This window comes from Gemmatimonadota bacterium, assembly GCA_016712265.1.
In the GTDB taxonomy this organism is placed as follows: Bacteria; Gemmatimonadota; Gemmatimonadetes; order Gemmatimonadales; family Gemmatimonadaceae; genus RBC101.
Genome location: JADJRJ010000031.1, coordinates 152674 through 170112, shown reverse-complemented (window position 1 = coordinate 170112; position 17439 = coordinate 152674). Strand labels below are relative to the sequence as shown.

The 17439-nt window shown below is 68.8% G+C and carries 13 protein-coding genes; 2 read left to right on the top strand and 11 right to left on the bottom strand.

The window, feature by feature from the left end:
• The first annotated feature begins 76 nt into the window (after positions 1–76).
• Positions 77–631: a sigma-70 family RNA polymerase sigma factor gene (locus tag IPK85_21835; protein ID MBK8250006.1), complete on the top strand. Its 555-nt coding sequence runs from the start codon at positions 77–79 to the stop codon at positions 629–631.
• 8 nt (positions 632–639) lie between these two features.
• On the opposite strand, the gene IPK85_21830 is transcribed toward IPK85_21835, so the two are convergent.
• Entirely contained in the window at positions 640–1782 is a 1143-nt protein-coding gene (locus IPK85_21830; protein ID MBK8250005.1) for a tetratricopeptide repeat protein, read from the bottom strand.
• A 1670-nt stretch (positions 1783–3452) separates the two neighbouring features.
• Entirely contained in the window at positions 3453–4535 is a 1083-nt protein-coding gene (locus IPK85_21825) for a hypothetical protein (GenBank protein ID MBK8250004.1), read from the bottom strand.
• Positions 4536–4734: 199 nt separating this feature from the next.
• Here IPK85_21825 and IPK85_21820 point away from each other — a divergent pair, with 199 nt between their 5' ends.
• Positions 4735–6927, top strand: a complete 2193-nt coding sequence (locus IPK85_21820) for a S9 family peptidase (protein MBK8250003.1) — start codon at positions 4735–4737, stop codon at positions 6925–6927.
• Between the two features lie 24 nt (positions 6928–6951).
• On the opposite strand, the gene IPK85_21815 is transcribed toward IPK85_21820, so the two are convergent.
• From IPK85_21815 to IPK85_21775, 9 genes are all read right to left on the bottom strand, one after another.
• Entirely contained in the window at positions 6952–9675 is a 2724-nt protein-coding gene (locus tag IPK85_21815; protein ID MBK8250002.1) for an ABC transporter permease, read from the bottom strand.
• Entirely contained in the window at positions 9672–10019 is a 348-nt protein-coding gene (locus IPK85_21810) for a PadR family transcriptional regulator (protein ID MBK8250001.1), read from the bottom strand. The genes IPK85_21815 and IPK85_21810 overlap by 4 nt, the downstream gene beginning before the upstream one ends.
• A gap of 101 nt (positions 10020–10120) precedes the next feature.
• On the bottom strand, positions 10121–10984 hold the full coding sequence (locus IPK85_21805) for a CopD family protein (protein ID MBK8250000.1): 864 nt from the start codon (positions 10982–10984) through the stop codon (positions 10121–10123).
• Entirely contained in the window at positions 10985–11338 is a 354-nt protein-coding gene (locus IPK85_21800; GenBank protein MBK8249999.1) for a cupin domain-containing protein, read from the bottom strand. It lies immediately after the preceding gene.
• A 53-nt stretch (positions 11339–11391) separates the two neighbouring features.
• Positions 11392–12174: a ZIP family metal transporter gene (locus IPK85_21795; protein ID MBK8249998.1), complete on the bottom strand. Its 783-nt coding sequence runs from the start codon at positions 12172–12174 to the stop codon at positions 11392–11394.
• A gap of 2 nt (positions 12175–12176) precedes the next feature.
• A complete protein-coding gene (locus tag IPK85_21790) occupies positions 12177–12560 on the bottom strand; it encodes a transcriptional repressor (protein MBK8249997.1) in 384 nt (127 codons plus the stop codon).
• A gap of 154 nt (positions 12561–12714) precedes the next feature.
• Positions 12715–13875: a DUF2891 family protein gene (locus IPK85_21785; protein ID MBK8249996.1), complete on the bottom strand. Its 1161-nt coding sequence runs from the start codon at positions 13873–13875 to the stop codon at positions 12715–12717.
• A gap of 52 nt (positions 13876–13927) precedes the next feature.
• Positions 13928–14551 carry a class I SAM-dependent methyltransferase gene (locus tag IPK85_21780; GenBank protein ID MBK8249995.1) on the bottom strand — a complete coding sequence of 208 codons (624 nt, stop codon included), beginning with the start codon at positions 14549–14551 and terminating at the stop codon, positions 13928–13930.
• 41 nt (positions 14552–14592) lie between these two features.
• Entirely contained in the window at positions 14593–17439 is a 2847-nt protein-coding gene (locus tag IPK85_21775; protein ID MBK8249994.1) for a hypothetical protein, read from the bottom strand.

The window sequence follows — 17439 nt, the reverse complement described above, 5'->3', positions numbered from 1 at the left end:
TCACACTGACCGCACACCTTGCCACGTTCGGATCGAGGGAGTACCTACCCCTACACCGCCGTCCCCCGCCCTCGGCATGCCCACCGACGTCACTGCGCTCGTCCTCGCGTCAGACTGGAGCCCAGCGGCGGCCGACGGCTTGGTCCCGATGGTCTACGACGAACTCCGTCGGATCGCGCGGCGTCACCTGCGGGGGGAGGCAGTCGGCCATACGCTCACCACGACCGCCCTCGTGCACGAGGCGTACCTCCGGCTGGTCAACGCCCGTAACGTCCCGGAGGAGAATCGCACCCGGTTCCTCATGACCGCCTCCGTCGCGATGCGCCGCGTGCTGGTGGACTACGCGCGGGCCCATCGCGCCGAAAAGCGCGGAGGCGGTGTGGTGCCCCTGGAGCTGCACGATGCTCTCCAAGCGGCCACTGATGACACCGGCCGCCTCCTCGAGCTCGATGAAGCCCTGCAGCGACTGGCCGCCGTCGCACCACGGCTGGCCCAGGTTGTGGAATGCCGGTTCTTTGGCGGAATGACCGAGGACGAAACGGCAGTTGCGTTAGGCATGTCGCTCCGCACGGTCCGCCGCGACTGGCTCAAGGCCAAAGGGTGGCTGGCGGTGGAACTGTCGCGCGACTGACGCCCCGCTCAGCGACGGCGCGCCTGCAGCGCGTCCCACACCGGCTGCGCCCGTGCCACACGCCAGCGCGCCCAGGGAAACCGGGTGAGCGACGAGTCCACCAGGGCGTGGAGTGAATCGGCACGCCCCCACTCCCCGCGCGCCCCGGCGATCAGCGCACGCACGAGTGTCGGCTCCATCGCGTCCTCGCTCCCTGCGCCTTGCGACGTCGCTCGCCGCGCGAGGGACCATTGGAGGAGTGAATCGGCGGCCACGGTATCACCCTGCGCGAGTCGCAGGAACCCACGCGCTGCCGCCAGGTCGGTGAAGCGCTCGTGATCCGGCGGAAGTGATGGGCCCGCCATGGCGAGTGCGCTATCCAGGAATCGCGCCGCATCGGCGAGCCGCCCCTCAACGAGGTGCAGCCGGCCCAGCCAATGCACCGGCTGCGAGACGAAACCGTGCGTTGCCCCGAGGGTCGCCACGGCCTCACGCCATACCGCACGAAAGCGCTGGTCCGCCTCGCGGGTGCGACCACCGAGCAACGTGGCGCGCGCCGCGTTGTTGCGCATGATCAACTCCTGGAGGGTGCCGGGACCGTTCAGCTGCGCCAGCAGGCCGGCGCCCTCGCGGAACAGGGTATCGGCCTCGACAAACGCCCCCTGGTCCATCCGGATGAACGCGAGGGCGTTGATCGCCGACGCCACCCGCAGGTGGCCGCTGGGATACGCGCGGCGCGTGAGGCGCAGCACGTCCTCGGCGATCACGAGCGCGGTGTCCTTGCGTCCGATCCCATCCAGTGCAATGCCCATGTTCGCCAGCGTCGTGACACGACCAGGGTCGTCCGCCGGTCGGTCGCCGCTCAGCGCATAGGCGCGACGCAGGGCCTCGAGTGCCGCACCATACCGCCCCACATCCAGGCGCAGCAGGCCGAGGTCATTCCAGAGATTCCCCACCAGGTCCGGCGACGCATGTCCGCGCGCCGCCAGGTCGAGCGCGCGCTGGAACAACGAATCTGCGTCGTCGTAGCGATACAGGGACCGCGCCACGACCGCGCGTTGCCACAGGGCGCTGGCCAGCCCCGAGTCCGGCATCCCCGCACGCTGCCAGATCGCGGTGGCTTCTCGCGCGAGCGTGTCCGCCTCGTTGAGGCGGCCGGCGGCGTGCCGCACCGTGGCGAGCAGGAGCCGCACCCGGCCCCGCGCCACCTCACGATCGTCGACCAGGGAATCGGCGAGGGGATGGCCCGCCGCAGGAGGGAGTCCGCCGCGCCGTGACGCCCGAGGTTCCGGTAGATCTCGCCTAACGCGGTGAGCAGGTCGAAGCGCACCTCCGCCTGCCCGGCAAAGGTCGCGTCGATGCGCCCGGCGGCGCGATCCAGCATGTCCCCTGCCGTGAGTGAATCGCCGCGGGCATGGTAGGGATCCGACTCAGCAAACATCTCGGCGAGAAACCGGCGCGCGGCCAGGGCGTGCTCGGCCTGGCGCGCCGCCGCACGCGCTTGCCAGGCGATCCCGGCGCTGCCGATGACAAGGCCGAGGAAACCGAGCGACGCGGTCGCGACCGCCGCACGATGGCGCGCGACAAACTTGCGTGTGCGGTAGTGCCAGGTGTCGGGCCGCGCCGAGATGGGGAGACCGTCGAGATGACGACGCACATCGGCCGCCAGTTGGTCCACCGTGCGGTACCGCCGCTCCGCCTCGGTGTGCAGCGCCGTGCGGGCGATCGTGTCGAGGTCTTCGCGCAGGCGCGACCGTAGGCGGGGCGTTGTGGTCCCGCGCCGACTCGCGGCGGCGTCCTCCACCAGGTTCACCAGGGTGCGCACCGGCTCGCGCGCGACGATCGACGGCCACTCCGCCTCCGGGCGGCCGCGAAAGACAAACGGGCGTGCCCCGGTGAGGAGTTCGTGCAGGATCACCCCCAACGCCCAGGTGTCCGTCGCCGTGGTGATCGCTTCCCCGCGCCACTGCTCGGGCGCGGCGTACTCCGGCGTGAAGGCCCGCAGCCCGGTCCGCGTGGTGGTGGGATCGTCTGGTTGGACCAACTTCGCAATGCCGAAGTCGAGGAGCTTTACCTGCCCCTCGGCCGTCACCAGGATGTTCGACGGCTTGAGGTCCCGGTGGATAACGAGGCGCTGGTGCGCGGACTGCACCGCCTCGCAGACCGCGAGGAAGAGGGCAAGGCGCGCCTCGATCGTCAGCGCGCGCCGGTCGCAGTAGTCGTCGAGCGGCTCACCGGGGACATACTCCATCGCAAACCACGGCTGGCCGTGGGGCGTGATCCCTCCGTCGATCAGCCGGGCAATATTCGGATGATCGAGCCGGGCGAGGATCTGGCGTTCGGCGAAGAAGGCGCGGCGCGCGTCATCGCCGCCATGCACCAGGGGGACCAGCTTGAGCGCGACCTGCTGCTCGAACTGTCCGTCCGCGCGTTCGGCGAGGAAGACCGCGCCCATCCCCCCACGCCCGACCTCGCGCACAATGCGCCAGGGGCCGTACCGCTCGCCTGCCACCGGGTCCGTCGCGTCCGTATGGGCCATCGCGCGGGCGACCAGCTCCCCGGAGAGTGTGGCCGGGAACTGGTCGTCGCGGGCGCCGGCAAGGAACTTGAGTGCCCAGTCCAGCAGCTCGTCATCATCCCCGCAGGCGCTTCGCACACGCTCGGCCGCTTCCGCGGAGGAGAGGAAGACCGCCTCGTCGAGGATCGGCTCGAGCTGTGCCCACTGCGTGGGCGTTGGGCTGCGCATGGCGGGAATGGGACAGCGTCACGAGACGAAGCGCAAGTGAGGACGAACGGTGGTTGACTCACCGGTCAGGGTGCACGCGGCCTCGTCCCCCTGACATCAGAACGGCGCATCGCACACGCCGCTGCGCTCCCAGCGAACGGGCAGCGGGGCGTTGATCGCGGTCGTGAGGCGGAAGTACCCAACGGCTGACCCGCATGCATTGACGCCATTGGCGGTCGAGGCCACCGCACCGGCCGGCTGCGCCATGTTGGTCGAGACGCCATCACGACGGGTTCGGGCGAGGTTGGTGACCGGGTCATGGCCGACCATGCGGTTGCGGTCGTTGCGGGCGCGGGTCGCGATGCTCGTGGTGCTTCCCAGCATCACATCGTACGGCGGGGCGAACGACTGCGAGAAGCCAGACGTCCCATTGTCCTTCGAAAGCATGATGATCCCGTCGGGCGACATGGACACCGTCGGCGCAGAGAGGCCGAACGACTGGCCGAGGATCACCGGGGTGGCACTCGGCGAGCTCCACATCACGGCTCGGTGTCCCTCGAAGATGATGTCCCCGCTGTCGTACCAGGAGTGGGCCCATCCCGTGATAGTCCCGTTGTCGCTGATCCCGGTCGCCTCCGCCTCGAAGTAGCCGGTCGGGACCTTGAGGAAGGTGGGTGCGCCAGAGGCAGACCAGTGGATGGGCAAGGTGGTGTTCGAGGACGGCGAGAGGTGGACGTAGCCAACAGCCGCGCCCGCACTGTTGTTGTCCATCGCGCTGCCACGGAAGCCGGGCATCAGCAACGCGGGACTCGCGCCCAGGCGCGCCGGCTGGTTCACCCCACTGCTCTTCACCCATCCGACGATTTGTCCCGCGTTGTTGATCCCGTGGGCCCGTCCTCCATCTGCGGTACCGGGCATGGTGAGGATGGAGGGCGTGCCGCCTGCTGACCAGCGCACCGGCATCGGACTGTTGGCGCTGTAGTCCTCTGTCCAACCCACGGAGAGTCGGCTGTCATTGATGTCATGGACTTCGCCGATGTCATGCCCCGACGGAAGGGACAGGATCTCAGGAACCCACAGGGTGAGGTTGGCGGCGTGCGCGTCCAGAGGCCGGTCAATCAGGGGCCGCGGACCGACGGCGGAGTCGCTGCATGCGACGAGGCCGAACGCGGCGACGAGCAGGGATGGGATGGCGCGCATGGAAGTTCTCTCTCTGAGGTGTACCCAAGAGGCGTAACGGGCCGGGAAATGCGGCCATCCCCCGGGATCGCGACCGATCCGCCGGCCCCCGGACCGTCGGCGAGGGGGTGGGCGACGTCGTCCTGGTCGCCATGGCACCCGGAGCCGCCATGCGCGGCATACCTCGCCGCCAACGCGGGAAGAGGGCAATCTTCAGGGCATGAGTCCTCGCCTGATCTTCCTCGCGCTCGCGCTTCCCATCGCCGTCGGCGCACAACGCCCTCCGCTCACCATCGACCGGCTGGTCGCGACCCCGGCGTTCGCTGGCGTTTCACCCGCCGCGCCATCCTGGTCGCCGGACAGCCGCACCCTGGCCTTTCTCTGGAATGACCGCGGCGCACCCGCGCGCGAACTCTGGCTGGTCAACGCGGACGGATCCGGACGACGACGGCTCGCTGGAGGTGCCGAGGGCGTCAGCGACGTCATCTGGTCCCGTGACTCGCGTACGGTGTACTTCCTTCGCGGGGGGGACGCCTACCGGATGTCCACCACCCCGACCCCCGCCAACGAACGCACGGCCCTCCCAGACAGTCCCACGGTTCCGCAGCGGCTCACGACAGACGGGGGCGGCAAGTCGGAGCTGGCGCTTTCGCCCGATGGCCGGTCCCTCTCGTTCCTGCGCGACGGCGACCTCTGGTTCGTGGAAGCCGGCGGGGGCCCCCCCCAGCGGCTCACCTCCCTCGCGGTCGCGCCCATCGGCCATGTCCCGTTAGGCACCTACTTTCGCCGCGACGCCGAGGTAGGGACGGCCACCTGGGGTGGGAGCGCCCCGGCCTACGCGTGGTCGCCGGACTCGCGCCAGGTCGCCATCCATTTCGTGGACCGACGGCGCGTGCGGGCCGTGGGCTTTCCGTATTACCTCGGCGATTCCGCCACGATGAACCGGCTGCGGCGCAGCTATCCCGGCGACACGAACGAGGTGCGTCGCATCGGGCTGCTCGATGTCGCGGCACGCCGCGTACGGTGGTTGCCGCTGTCCCAGGAGAGCGACGTTCGCGTGGTCGATTTCGGATGGTCGCCGAGTGGGGCGCTGATGGTCGACCGGGAAAGCGACGACGCGATCGATCGCTGGATTCATCTGGTCGCAGCGGGCGACACGGTGCCGCGACTCGTGTGGGACGATCATCGTGCCACGCGCATCTACAACGACATTGCGTCCACCTGGCACCCGGACGGCCGGCGCATCCTGATGACGGGTGACCTCGAGGATCGCTATCGCCTGTACGCGGTGACCCCGGGGGAGCGGTCCCCACGTCCCCTCACCCCGGCGACCTCGGACGTCACCGGGCATGGGATGGCTGCGGGAACGCGCGACATCGTTTATGTCTCCAACGCGCGGTCGCCGTACGAGCGCCATGTCTGGCGCATCCCTGGCGATGGAGGCACCCCCGTACAGCTTACGACAACGCCGGGGCACCACACGCCCATCGTGTCCCCCGATGGGCAGCGACTCGCAGTGCTCTCAACGGACGACGTCACCCCAAGCGAGTTGTACATCGGCGATGCCACGCGCGCGGGCTCGCTGGTGCGGGTGACGGAGTCGCAACCAGCGGCATTCCGCGAGGTGCCGTGGCAACGGGCGCGGTACGTGAGCTTTCCGCATCGCACCGAGCCGCAGTACACGCTGCACGCCCGCATCATCGAGCCGCCCAACATGGACCGGACGAAGAAGTACCCGGTCCTGGTTGGCCCGGCGTACTCCAACACCGTGCGCAACCGGTGGGGCGGGCTCAACGGGATGGTGCAGCAGATGATGGCGATCGAGAAGGGGTACATCATCGTGCAGGTCGACGTGCGAGGGAGCACCGGCTACGGCCGCGACTTTCGCGAGGCGTTCCTCATGGACTGGGGCGGGAAGGACCTCGACGACCTCGAGAGCACCGTGGCATACCTGAAGACACTGCCGTACGTCGACGCCAACCGCTTCGGGATCTGGGGGAGCAGCTACGGCGGCACGTTGACCGTGTACTCGCTGCTGAAGAAGCCCGGACTCTTCCAGGCGGGGGCGGCCGGCGCGCCCGCCACCGACCCGGCCTTCTTCGGGAGTGATGACGTCGCGATCGCGCGTCGGCCGCAATCACATCCCGCGACCTTCCAGCGCGGCGCGGCGCAATACGCGGCGAACCTGCGCGATCACCTGCTCATCATCCACGGGATGGAGGACGATGTGGTCCCGTTCAAGACGACGGTGGACCTCGCCGAGGCGCTGATGCGCGCCGGCAAGAACTTCGACGTCGCCTTCGCGCCGGCAGCAACACATGGTTGGACGCAGCGACCATACTACGCGCGGTACCTGCTGCAGAAGATGGTCGACCACTTCGATCGATACCTCGGGAGCGGCCCGCGCCCCTGAGCTTCAGCACTCCACCCGGCGGTCCTACTCCTTTCGCAGGATCACCGCCGGGTCGACGTCGGCGGCGCGATTGGCCGGGAGCCAGCTCGCGAGTCCGGCCACGGTCATCACCCCGATCGCGATCACGACCGTCATGAGCGCAACGCTCACGTCCGGCAGGTCGGGTGAGAGCGCCACGACCTGACGCAGTCCCACGAGGCTGATCGGCAGTCCCACCAGCACGCCGATCGTCGTCAGGCGAAGTCCGTCAGCGGCGAAGTGCGCCACGATCTGCCGGGCGCGGGCGCCCACGGCCATGCGGACCGCGATCTCGCCGGTCCGTTGCCCCACCGAAAACGCCACAACGGCGTAGAGCCCGAGGGCACACAACAGCAGGACAGCGAAGCCCGCCGCAGAGAAGAGGCCGATGGCACCCCACAGGATGAGCCGCTCCTGCGCCTGCTGCGCCGCCAGGGTGCGCAATTCCATGATCGCGGCGTTGGGCGCCTTGTCACGGACGGTCGCGCGGATCAGCGGCGCCATCGTCGCGAGGGGCGACGACAGGCGGATCATCAGCTGCCGGCTCGACGCCGCAGCGGCAAGTTGCGGATCGGGCGGCACGATCACCGTGAACGGATTGCGCGCGTGCCCGTGCGCCGCCACTTCTTCCCGGAACACCCCGACGACCTCGAGACTCAGCGGCGCTCCACTGCCCGCCCGCTCGATCCGCGCGCCGATCGGGCTGGCCGCACCCCACACATGCCGCGCCATGTCGTCGCCAATGACCACCGGGATCACGCGCGATCGCATTCCCGCCGAATCGATCGCCTGGAGGTCGCGGCCGAGAACCACGGGTGTGCCGACGAGGTCGAGGTAGCCGGGCATCGCCGACCGACCCGTGAGGTAGATCCTCTCGCCGCCGCCCGGCGCCGACGTACGCGATCCGCCAGGCAACGCGAAGGCTGAGAGGTTGATGGGCGTTCGCGACGGAACAAAGGCCGCGTGTGTGACGCCAGGAATGCTGCGAAGGGCGTCGACGAGCTGATCCGTCTGCGCGCGATCGCGCGCCGTCGCGAGCGTATCGTCCGGCGCGGCATCACCGGTCATGCCGCGCGCCCCCGTTGACGTGAGGCGCAATTGAATGATCTGCTCCCCGTTCGGGTTGGCCGGATTCCGGCGATATTCGTCAATCCCGATGTAGACCATCGCGGCGACACAGACGGCCAGCGGTTGTGTGAGGGCGATCTGCGCGACAACCAAGCCGCGTTGGAGCCGCCCCCGGCCGCCGGTGGTCGTGCGCGTGGAATCCCGGAGGGCGCCCGCGACGGCCAGCCGGGTGGCATGGAGCGCCGGCGACAGGCCGAACAGCAGGCCGGCAAGCAACGCCGTCCCGAACGCGACGGCAATTGCGGTGGCATCAAACGCCAGCTCGAACGAGAAGGACCCAACGATGCGCAGGATGAAGCGAATGATCCCGCTCGTCACGGCGACCGCGCCCGCCCCCGCGACCAGCGCGAGCAGGAGGCTCTCGGTGACCAGTTGCCGGATCACACGCGCGCGATCTGCGCCGAGCGACAGGCGAATGGCGATCTCGCGACGCCGTGCGAGCGCGAGCCCGGTCTGGAGCGCGCCGACATTTGCGCATGTCACGAGCAAGGTGAGCAGGCCGAGTGCCGCAAAGGCGACGGCGACGAGCCGGACATTGGCTTCTGCGCCGGGCTCCAGGTTGTCGGCGAGGAGCGGAACGACCTCCACCGACGGATCGCGCTGCGAGAGCGCAGTGTCGGTGACCGCGACACCGGGTGACGGACGCCGAGCCGCGACGACCTTCGCGGCCGCAGTGGCGGCATCGTGGGTGGCACCGGGCTGCAGACGGCCGATCGCAGAGAATTGGGCCACCTCCGTCGACACGCCCGGAAACACCCGGCGCTGGCTGGCGACGGGAACCCACACCTGCATGTCGTCGCGCGCTTCCCACGCCGCGCCGCGGAACTTCGGGGCGGCCACCCCAATGACGGTGAACGCCACGTCGGCCAGGGTGATCGTGCGGCCAAGGATGGCCGGATCCTGGGCAAAGGTACGCGTCCAGAGGGCATGGGAAATCACGGCCATCTGGGCGGCATCTCCCTCGGCGATGGCGCGACCACGCAGGGCCGATACCCCTAACACATCGAAGTATGTCTCGGTGACGAAGGTCGCCGTGACCGTCGCGTCGTCCACCCCCGGGGCCGTGGCAGTGACCGGTTGCGAGGTCCATGCGGCCACCGACGAGAAGTGACTCGTGAGATTCGCGTACCCCTCGACCTCGTCCCGGGTGACAGCGCGCTCAATGCGCGAGCCGTCCTTCAGCTGGCTCCCGCGGATGCGCACCATGTCGGCCGACGCTGGTACCGCACTCGGCGGTCGATCCGTGACGGAGTGCAGTAGGGTGTACAGCACGACGTTGATCGCGATCCCGACGGAGAGGACCGTGATCATCGTCAGGGTCGACAGCGGGTGCCGGGCGAAATGCCGGGTAGCGAAGCGCAGGTCCGCCACGAGGGCGTCGAACCCGGAGGTGCCGCGCGCGATGCGTCCTTCTTCCTCGAGGAAGAGCACGTTGCCGAACTCGCGCCTCGCCTCACGACGCGCGTCGTCCGGGGAAAGCCCGCGCGCGATCAGTCGCTCGGTCGAACGTCGGAGGTGATCCGCCATTTCCGCCTGCATCTCGCGGTCCAGGCGACGGCGCAGCAACACCGCTCGCATCCAACGCATCGCGCGTGCAATCATGCTGCGTCGCCAGCCGTGTGTTGCACCTTGAGGATCGCCGCCAGGGCGCGCGAGAATCGCTCGTAGCTCGCCCGCTGCTGGGCGAGCTGCTTACGCCCGGCCGCCGTCACCGCGTACACCTTCGTGCGACGCCCGCTCTCGGACGGCGCCCACTCGGACTTCAGCAGTCCACGTTCCTCGAGCCGGTAGAGCGCCGGATACAGCGAGCCCGCGTTCACATTCAGGACATCCCCGCTGATCGCCTGGATGCGGAGCGTGAGGTCGTAGCCATTGGTCGGCTCGGCCCGCAGCAGCTGCAGCACGATCAGTTCGAGGGTGCCAGGGAGGAAGTTCGAGCCGCTCATCGGTGCTCTTCACTCGTTTATCTAGTGGTGAGGACACGATCGGCCTCGACCACTAGTTTGTCAAGTGGAAGCGCGACCCGGGGACCGGCCTGCGCGGCCGACTACTCGCCGGGAAGCGGCGTGGCGACGAGGTACGACGTCAGCAGGAGCAGGAGGATCCCGGCCAGCACCTCGAACGCGGCGGCACGGCGGAGTTGCGTTGCCGCCCCCGCATCGCGCAGCCGCGGGGTGAGGCGCTTCCAGTTGAGCGCCCCGAGCGCGCCGATGACACCAAACACCACGAGCTTGCGCACGAGCATCAGCCCGTAGGGCGATTGCCAGAGCGCGGAGAGCGGCGTCACGTGCAACCAGCTGCCGAAGACGCCCGAGACGACAATCATCCCCACTCCGACAAGGGCGATCGGCGAAAACCGGGCAACGACATCTGCGAGGGCCACATCGCGCCGTCGAAAGGTCACCAGCAGCAACACTCCCAACGTCCCGAGCCAGAGCCCACCGGCCAGCACGTGCAGGCCGTCGGCGAGCATGGCGAGTGTCGTCAGTCGCTCCGAGCCTAGGGCGTGTCCCTGGAGCGCGGGTACGAACGCAACGGCCAGTGCCACGAGTGTCCCAGTGACTGGCGGCTCCGGGACGGCAACGCGGCGAGGCGCGAAGACGAGCACGAGGGACGCCGCCACCTGCACCATCCAGGCGTAGCCCCACGGCATCGCGACCAGGGTGCCCACCATCCCGAGGGCTTCCTCCGGCGCCGGCGCGAACAACAGCGCCTGCTGCGCCATGCGCAACACCGCACCGGCGAGAAGGCACCACCCGGCCAGGCGCGCGATGCGGTGCACGGGTGTTGTCGCGCAATCCTCGGGCGAGACGCGCCGCAGCATCACCACGCCGATGGCAAGCAGGGTGCCCGCGAACGACACCCAGCGTGCCAGGGCGACTCCGCCCTCGGAGAGCAACGTCTCGACCATTTACAGGACCCGACGAGGCTCCGCGGTCGCGACGTCGCCGGTGTTCGGCGTTCCCGTGCGCTCGATCAGCAGTACCTCGGCGCCCTCGTCCGAGCGAGGGCTGTGTTCGACCCCTTGGGGCACGACGAACAGCTCGCCAGGCCCCAACTCAACATTGCCGGTTCGCAGCTGCAGGGTCACATGCCCGCGCAACACCAGGAAGAGGTCGTCGGTGTCGTCATGGGAATGCCACCGGAATTCTCCCTGGAACTTCGCGACCATCAGGTCGTGCCCGTTGAACTCGGCCACGGTGTGTGGCTGCCAGGGGTGCTGGACGGCAGCGAGTTTTTCGGCAAGGTTGACGCGTTCCACCATTCACACCGGAGGCAAGGGACGACGGCAAAGGTATGCCACCGTCCCGCGAACGGTCAGTGCGTGTGGCGCCCGAAGGTCGTGAGCAACAAGCCGAGCGCAAAGAGCAGCCCCCGCACCGCGAGGTCGCTACGCGACGTCACCCCGCGCCACTCCGTGAGGAGCAGCGCACCCGCGAGGTAGAGGAAAGTGCCCGCCCCCAGGGCAAGGATGACCCCGCTCGATCCCACCACCCCGACCCCGGCCACCAGAGTCGCCACCGCGCTCGCGGCAGCCAGCAATGCGGTCAACACGTTCAGCCCCACCGCCTGGCGCATGCTGATGCCAGCAGCGAGCAACAGGGCAACCGTGCCCAGCTCACGCGGCAGCTCGTGCAGCGCGATCGCGACCCCGGTCACGATGCCTAACGTGGGTTCGTCCAGGTAGGCGCCGGCGATCAGGACGCCGTCCACCGCATTGTGCAGGGCGTCACCGATCACGAGCAACGGCACCAGCTCCCGCAGTCGTGCCCTCCCTCCAACATCCAGGGGACCACCCGCCACCGCACCACCGATGGCGACCGGCGCCACCCGCGTGTGGAGCACGCGATCCATCATGAAGAACGCGGTGCCACCCACCGCCATCCACCCCAACAGGCCAACTGCACTCCCACCCTTCGCCAGAGACTCGGGGATGAGGTGAAAGAGGGGCGCGCCAACGAGCGCCCCCGCCGCGAGCGGCACCAGCCGACCCAGGTACATCCCCAATACGGCCTGTCGCTGCGCGACGAACGTGATCCCGATCAACGGAAGGGCCGACACAAGGGCCACGACGGCCAGGCTGCTCACCCAGGGCGACATGCTCAGCCCTCCGCGACGACCGCGCAGGTCGAGCAGCGCCCGTACAACACCACCTCGTGGCCGTCGAGGACAAATCCCGGCGGGGCAAAACGGGCCAGATCCGGCGGACACCCCGCCACCTCATAGACGCGTTCGCAGCCGCGGCAGTGGAAGTGGTGGTGATGCCCGCGGTGCGCCGTTTCGTAGCGAGTCGCGCTCCCCGGTAGCTCCACGGGGACCACACTCCCGTCCGACGTCATGGATTTCAGGACGCGATAGACGGTCGCGATCCCAAGTCCAGGGACCAGCGCCTGGGCGCCTTCCAGTATCTCGAACGGCGTAAGTGGCCTTCCTGCAACAACTAAGGCCTCCCTGACCGCCGATTTCTGCCGAGTGTTTCGTTCCATGGGCATCGCGTTACTGATAACAAGATATCAATATCGCTCGCCAGGGGAAGTTCCCGGCGACCCCCTTCGAGCCGGCCGCATGGCAGGACCCATCAGGGGCGTGAAGGAGGGGCGCAGGTCGTTGCGGCCGGGGGTGTCCCCGGCCAAGGTTCCGCTACCGGCCGGCGCTGACCAGGTAGTCGACGATGTAGGTGCCGAGCCAGTGGGTCCCGACGTAGTCGGCGTCGTACATCCCATTGATCCCCGCCTTCGCCTGGACGGCGGCGAGCCGGCGATACGCGGCGACCCGCTTGTCGGTCGGCGGGAGGGCCTTCGCGATGTCCTCGAGATTCTTCGCGCGGCTGACGGCGAGCCCGATCAGGTGCGCCTTGGCCCCCATGAGGTTCGCCTTCTCGAGGTCGGCGTTGGCACCGGCCATCTCCACCGTCGTGGTGTACGCCTTGAACGCGGGGCTCTCCGGTTCCGGCAAAAAGGCGCCGAGCCAGCGGACGAACTCCGCCTGGGGGAGGACGTGGCCCATCAACGAGGCTTCGAGCAGGCAGGGCGCAAAGAAGTCCGAACCGGACACCTCCACGTTAGGCGCGCACCCCGCATCGGCCAGGAAGAAGGCGCGGGCACGCTCCTCCACCTGTTGCTGCACGGCGGACTCACCAGTGGTGCGCGCGTATTCGTGGAGCAGGAGGAGCGCATACGCCGTGTTGGCGTGCGTCCCCACGCGAATGGGTGCGGCCAGTCCCTTGAGGTACGCGGGGAACCGTTCGAGGAAGAGGCGCGCGAGTGGCTCCAGCGCGGCGGCCCACTTCTTCGCGTCGGGATCGTCCCATGCCTTCGCTTCCCCATAGAGTCGCAGCAACCAGACCCACCCATATGGGCGCTCGAAGGTGCGATCTCCTTCCCCGTTGAAGAACTCGACCTCGCCGGTCATGGGGCCCGGGGCGAGGTGCTCGTTGAGCTTCTCGCGAATGAGCCGCGCCACGCTGAGGTCCGGGTGCGCGCGCAGGATCTTCACCAGGGTCCAGGTGGAGTTCACCGCGGAATGCCAGTCGGAGCAGCCATAGAAGGCCCGCGTCTTCTGGAAGTCCGGCGTGATCCGGATCGAGGACTCGTAGAGGTACCCGCGACTCCGCGGCGGCTCATGTGGCTTGTCGACGCAACCGATAGGCAGTGCGGCGAGCCAGGTGGCGGTCTCGCGGGTGAGCTGCAACGGCAGGTCGGCGCGCGCGGGGCGTCCCTGCGCCATCGCCGTCGTGGCAGTGAGGACCGCGAGGGTCAAGACACGCATCGGCAAGTTTGTCATGGTGCGGGCGTCACGCATGGGTGACCGAGGGAGAGGGAAACGCAACATGCGTCACGGTGCGACGCGATCGTCACGGCACGGCGCGCTCGAGCGCCGACGCGATCCCGGCCATGTCGGAGCGGAGGTACAGGTGCATCCCCAGGGGGGTCCAGCCGGTGCGCTTGAGCAGCGCGCGCCACGAGCGAGGGGAGCGTGCGGCGGAACGGGTGAAGTCACCGACCGCGTCATCGGCGGCGGTGAAGATCTCGAAATACGCCACGCCCTGACACGCGGTCGTGAGCCACCTCAGCCCGGTCGCCAGCTCGGCTGGGGCGACGTAGTTCATCACGCCGCAGCAGAGCACCAGGTCGAAGTCGTCGGGGAGGCGAAGATCGCCGAGGTCCCCAAACCCGCCGCGCCGGATGTTGCGCGCCTTGCCGAACCGCTCGACGGCATATTCGCTTGGATCGACGCCGTAGTACTTCGCGCGCGGGCGCAGTGTCTTGAGCGCCTCTCCCCAATTTCCCTCACCGGCGCCGACGTCCAGCACCTTGGTCACCGGCCGCTCGAGGATGTACTCGGTGGCGGCGACCACAAACGACAGCTGGCGGCGAATGTCGAGCGGCGACTTCACGCGATGTTTCGGGTGGCGATACCACTTGTCGAAGTACGCTTGGTCGTAGTGCGCTGCGGAGCGAATGGACAACGGGAGCACGCAAGGTGGAGGGTGACGCGCGACGCGGGGGGGGAGGGGGGCTACTGCGGCAGCACCACCAGGAACTCGGTGCGCGCCCGCTTCTCGCCCGTGAGCTGCTGCGAGAGCCGCACACCTAACCGCATGGTGGATCTCATGCCGAGCGGGGCGATGTCGGCGGTAAGCTCCCCGCCGACGGAACGATAGTCGACGACGCGCGCGCCAGTACGATCGGCGCCACGGGCGACATCGACGAAGCCGGCCCCCTGGATGCGACGCACGAAGGCCAGCGGACCGAGGGCGAGATCAGGGTACAGCAACGGCAGGTGATACGATGCCCCCGCGCGCGTGAGCCGGTCGTGGTACCGCCGGCTGAAGCCGCGGGGGAAGACCAGCTCGCTGGAGAAGCGATACTCGTCGGGACGCTGTTCCTCGTGCCCCGCATCCAGGACCAGGGCGTCGTTGCGAAACGGCCCCGGGGCGATCGCCGTGCCACGCGCGGCCAGCAGGTGGCTGTCGTAGTCACCCTGCAGTGGCGTGTGACGGTACACCACGGAGGCCGACGCCCCGGTTTGCATCAGGTCGCGAAAGGCCGCCGAGCGCACATGGCTCGCGGTGGCGCTGTACACGACGGGGGTGAACAGCCCGTTGTTGTTGTCAAAGCGGAACCGCACCGGCTGGTCGGTCACGCGCGTGCGGGCGACACCGGCCGCGAGCGTGAGGGACTGGCGACGCTGGCCCATGAGGCGCGTGAGGGGAAGTCGCGCGACGAGTTGCACCGACTGCTCATTCCAGCTGTAGGGCACCACGGCGCCCAGCGAATCGGTGAACGACGACCCACGCGATCCCCAGCGCATCCCCGCATCGACGATCACCGGGAGCCCGGCATAGCTGGCCCCCACATCCATCGAGAGCTTCTGCTCGTTGGTGTTCCAGAGAACGCCGGCGTTGAGCCCAAAGGTGTTCAGCAGGTTCCGGCTCTCCAGGGAGAGGCCCTGGTTCACGCCATCGCTTCCAGGGGCGACCATGAGGCTGTGAAAGTCGAACAGGGTCCGCAGCCCGCCATAGGGTCGCGGCCGCCACGCGTCGTGGGTTGCGGGGGCGAGTGCGGCACCGAGCCGAGCCTCCTGCGCGACGGTCGAATCGGCCAGCCGTACCGGCGCGGCGCGCACCACACTCGCCTCCTCGCCGGAGCCCGGGTCCAACGGCGCTTCCACAATGTCCCAGCCGCTGGGCCCGTAGTCCGCGTAGACCATCGTGCGCCCATCGGCCGCTGGCGACGCGTGTTTCGCCCCAAACCGGCGCGAGGTCACCCGCGTCACGCGCCCGCTGCTCGTGTCCACGGCCCACACGTTGTCCAACCCATCGCGGGGTGAGTCGAAGAGCACGTAGCCACCGCTTGCCACGGGACGCGAGATCGCGTCATGGGTGAAATCCACCAGGGTGCGCACCTGCCCGGAGAGCACGTCCACGCGCAGGAGCGCGTTCCCGCGTGCGGTATCCACGGCGACCACAAAGACCCCGCGTCCATCCGGGGTCCATGATGGCGTCACGAGGTGGCCGCCACTCACGTCCAGCGCGGGGCGCACCACGCCGCTTTCCGCATCCATGAACGCCAGCCGCGTGCGCCGCGTGGAATCGAACTCCACGGCGACAATCCGGGCGCCGTCCGGGGACAACGACGGACCGTAGTAGCGCGACCGATCGGACAGGCGCACGACCTGTCGCGTGTCCAGGTCGAGCCGCTTTACCACGAGATAATTGCGCTCACCGTACCGGGGGTCCACCTCATACTCGCTCCACACGACCTGGTTGCCCCGCACATGGAACTGCAGGTCCCCGACCAGGCCGACGCGATCCACCAGCACCTCGCGCCGACCCCGCGCGAGTCGCACGAGCTGCGTGGGGGTGTCCATGTCCCAGTAGGTGGCGATGATGCTCCCATCGCCGGCCACCTGCGGGAGCGACCACACATGATATGCGTCGTTTGTCGGCGAACGCGGCGTCCCCGGGGTCTCACGCACGGCGTCACGTTGCACGCGCCACGCGCTGTCCGCCTCGGCCAGAGCGGCCGCTTGCAGGTCGACCAGCCCCTTGCCGGTCTCCCGCTTGAGGGCCAAGGAGAGGGCGAAGGGTGGGAGCGGGTTCCACGAAGCGGATCGCAACACGCGGCGCCAGGCGCTATCCCCGTGGTGTCGACGCACGTACGACGTGAGGAGAAACCCCTGCTCGTACCAGTCCGGGTACAGGGTGCGGAGGCTCCCCTGCCAGGTGGGGTAGTACGCTGGCGTCTCGCCACCCGCGACCATCGTGCGCAACCGCCCGGTGAACGACGGCAACCGCCCGCGCCCCGACGACGACAGTGCCGTCTCCATCCCCACGGCGTCTCCCTCCCAGAACCAGGCGGGGAAGTAGAGCTGGCCACCGAGGAAGGCCATCGTCTGGTCCCCAAAGATCCGCGACAGCAGCCCGACCCACCCGGTGCGCAACGCCTGCTCCTGCACGATGTGCCGTCCTTCGTGCACAGCGAGCAACCGGTACCAGTCCATGGGACCAAAGGCATCCACCGTGGGGCTCGGCATCGCGTACCACTGCGTGCGGCGCGGGGCCCAGCCCACGTAGGCGTTGGTGGTGAGGGACTGGTTGGTCAACACGACCGGGATGCGTCGGGGCGCCACGCCTAACGATGCCGCCAGGGGTCGGTAGTGATCCTCGAGCAGGCGGGCCGCGCGTCGCGCCTCGCCGTCGAGCGCCCTGGGGTAGATCACCGTGAAGTGCGCCGTGCGCACCTCCTGCCAGTCGAGCCCGCGCGGGTTCTGCAGGGTGGACAACCGGGCTGTGATCGGCGCCTGGGCGGGTGCAGGACTGCCCAGGCAACACGCCACCACGACCGCTGCCCAGCGTCGCAT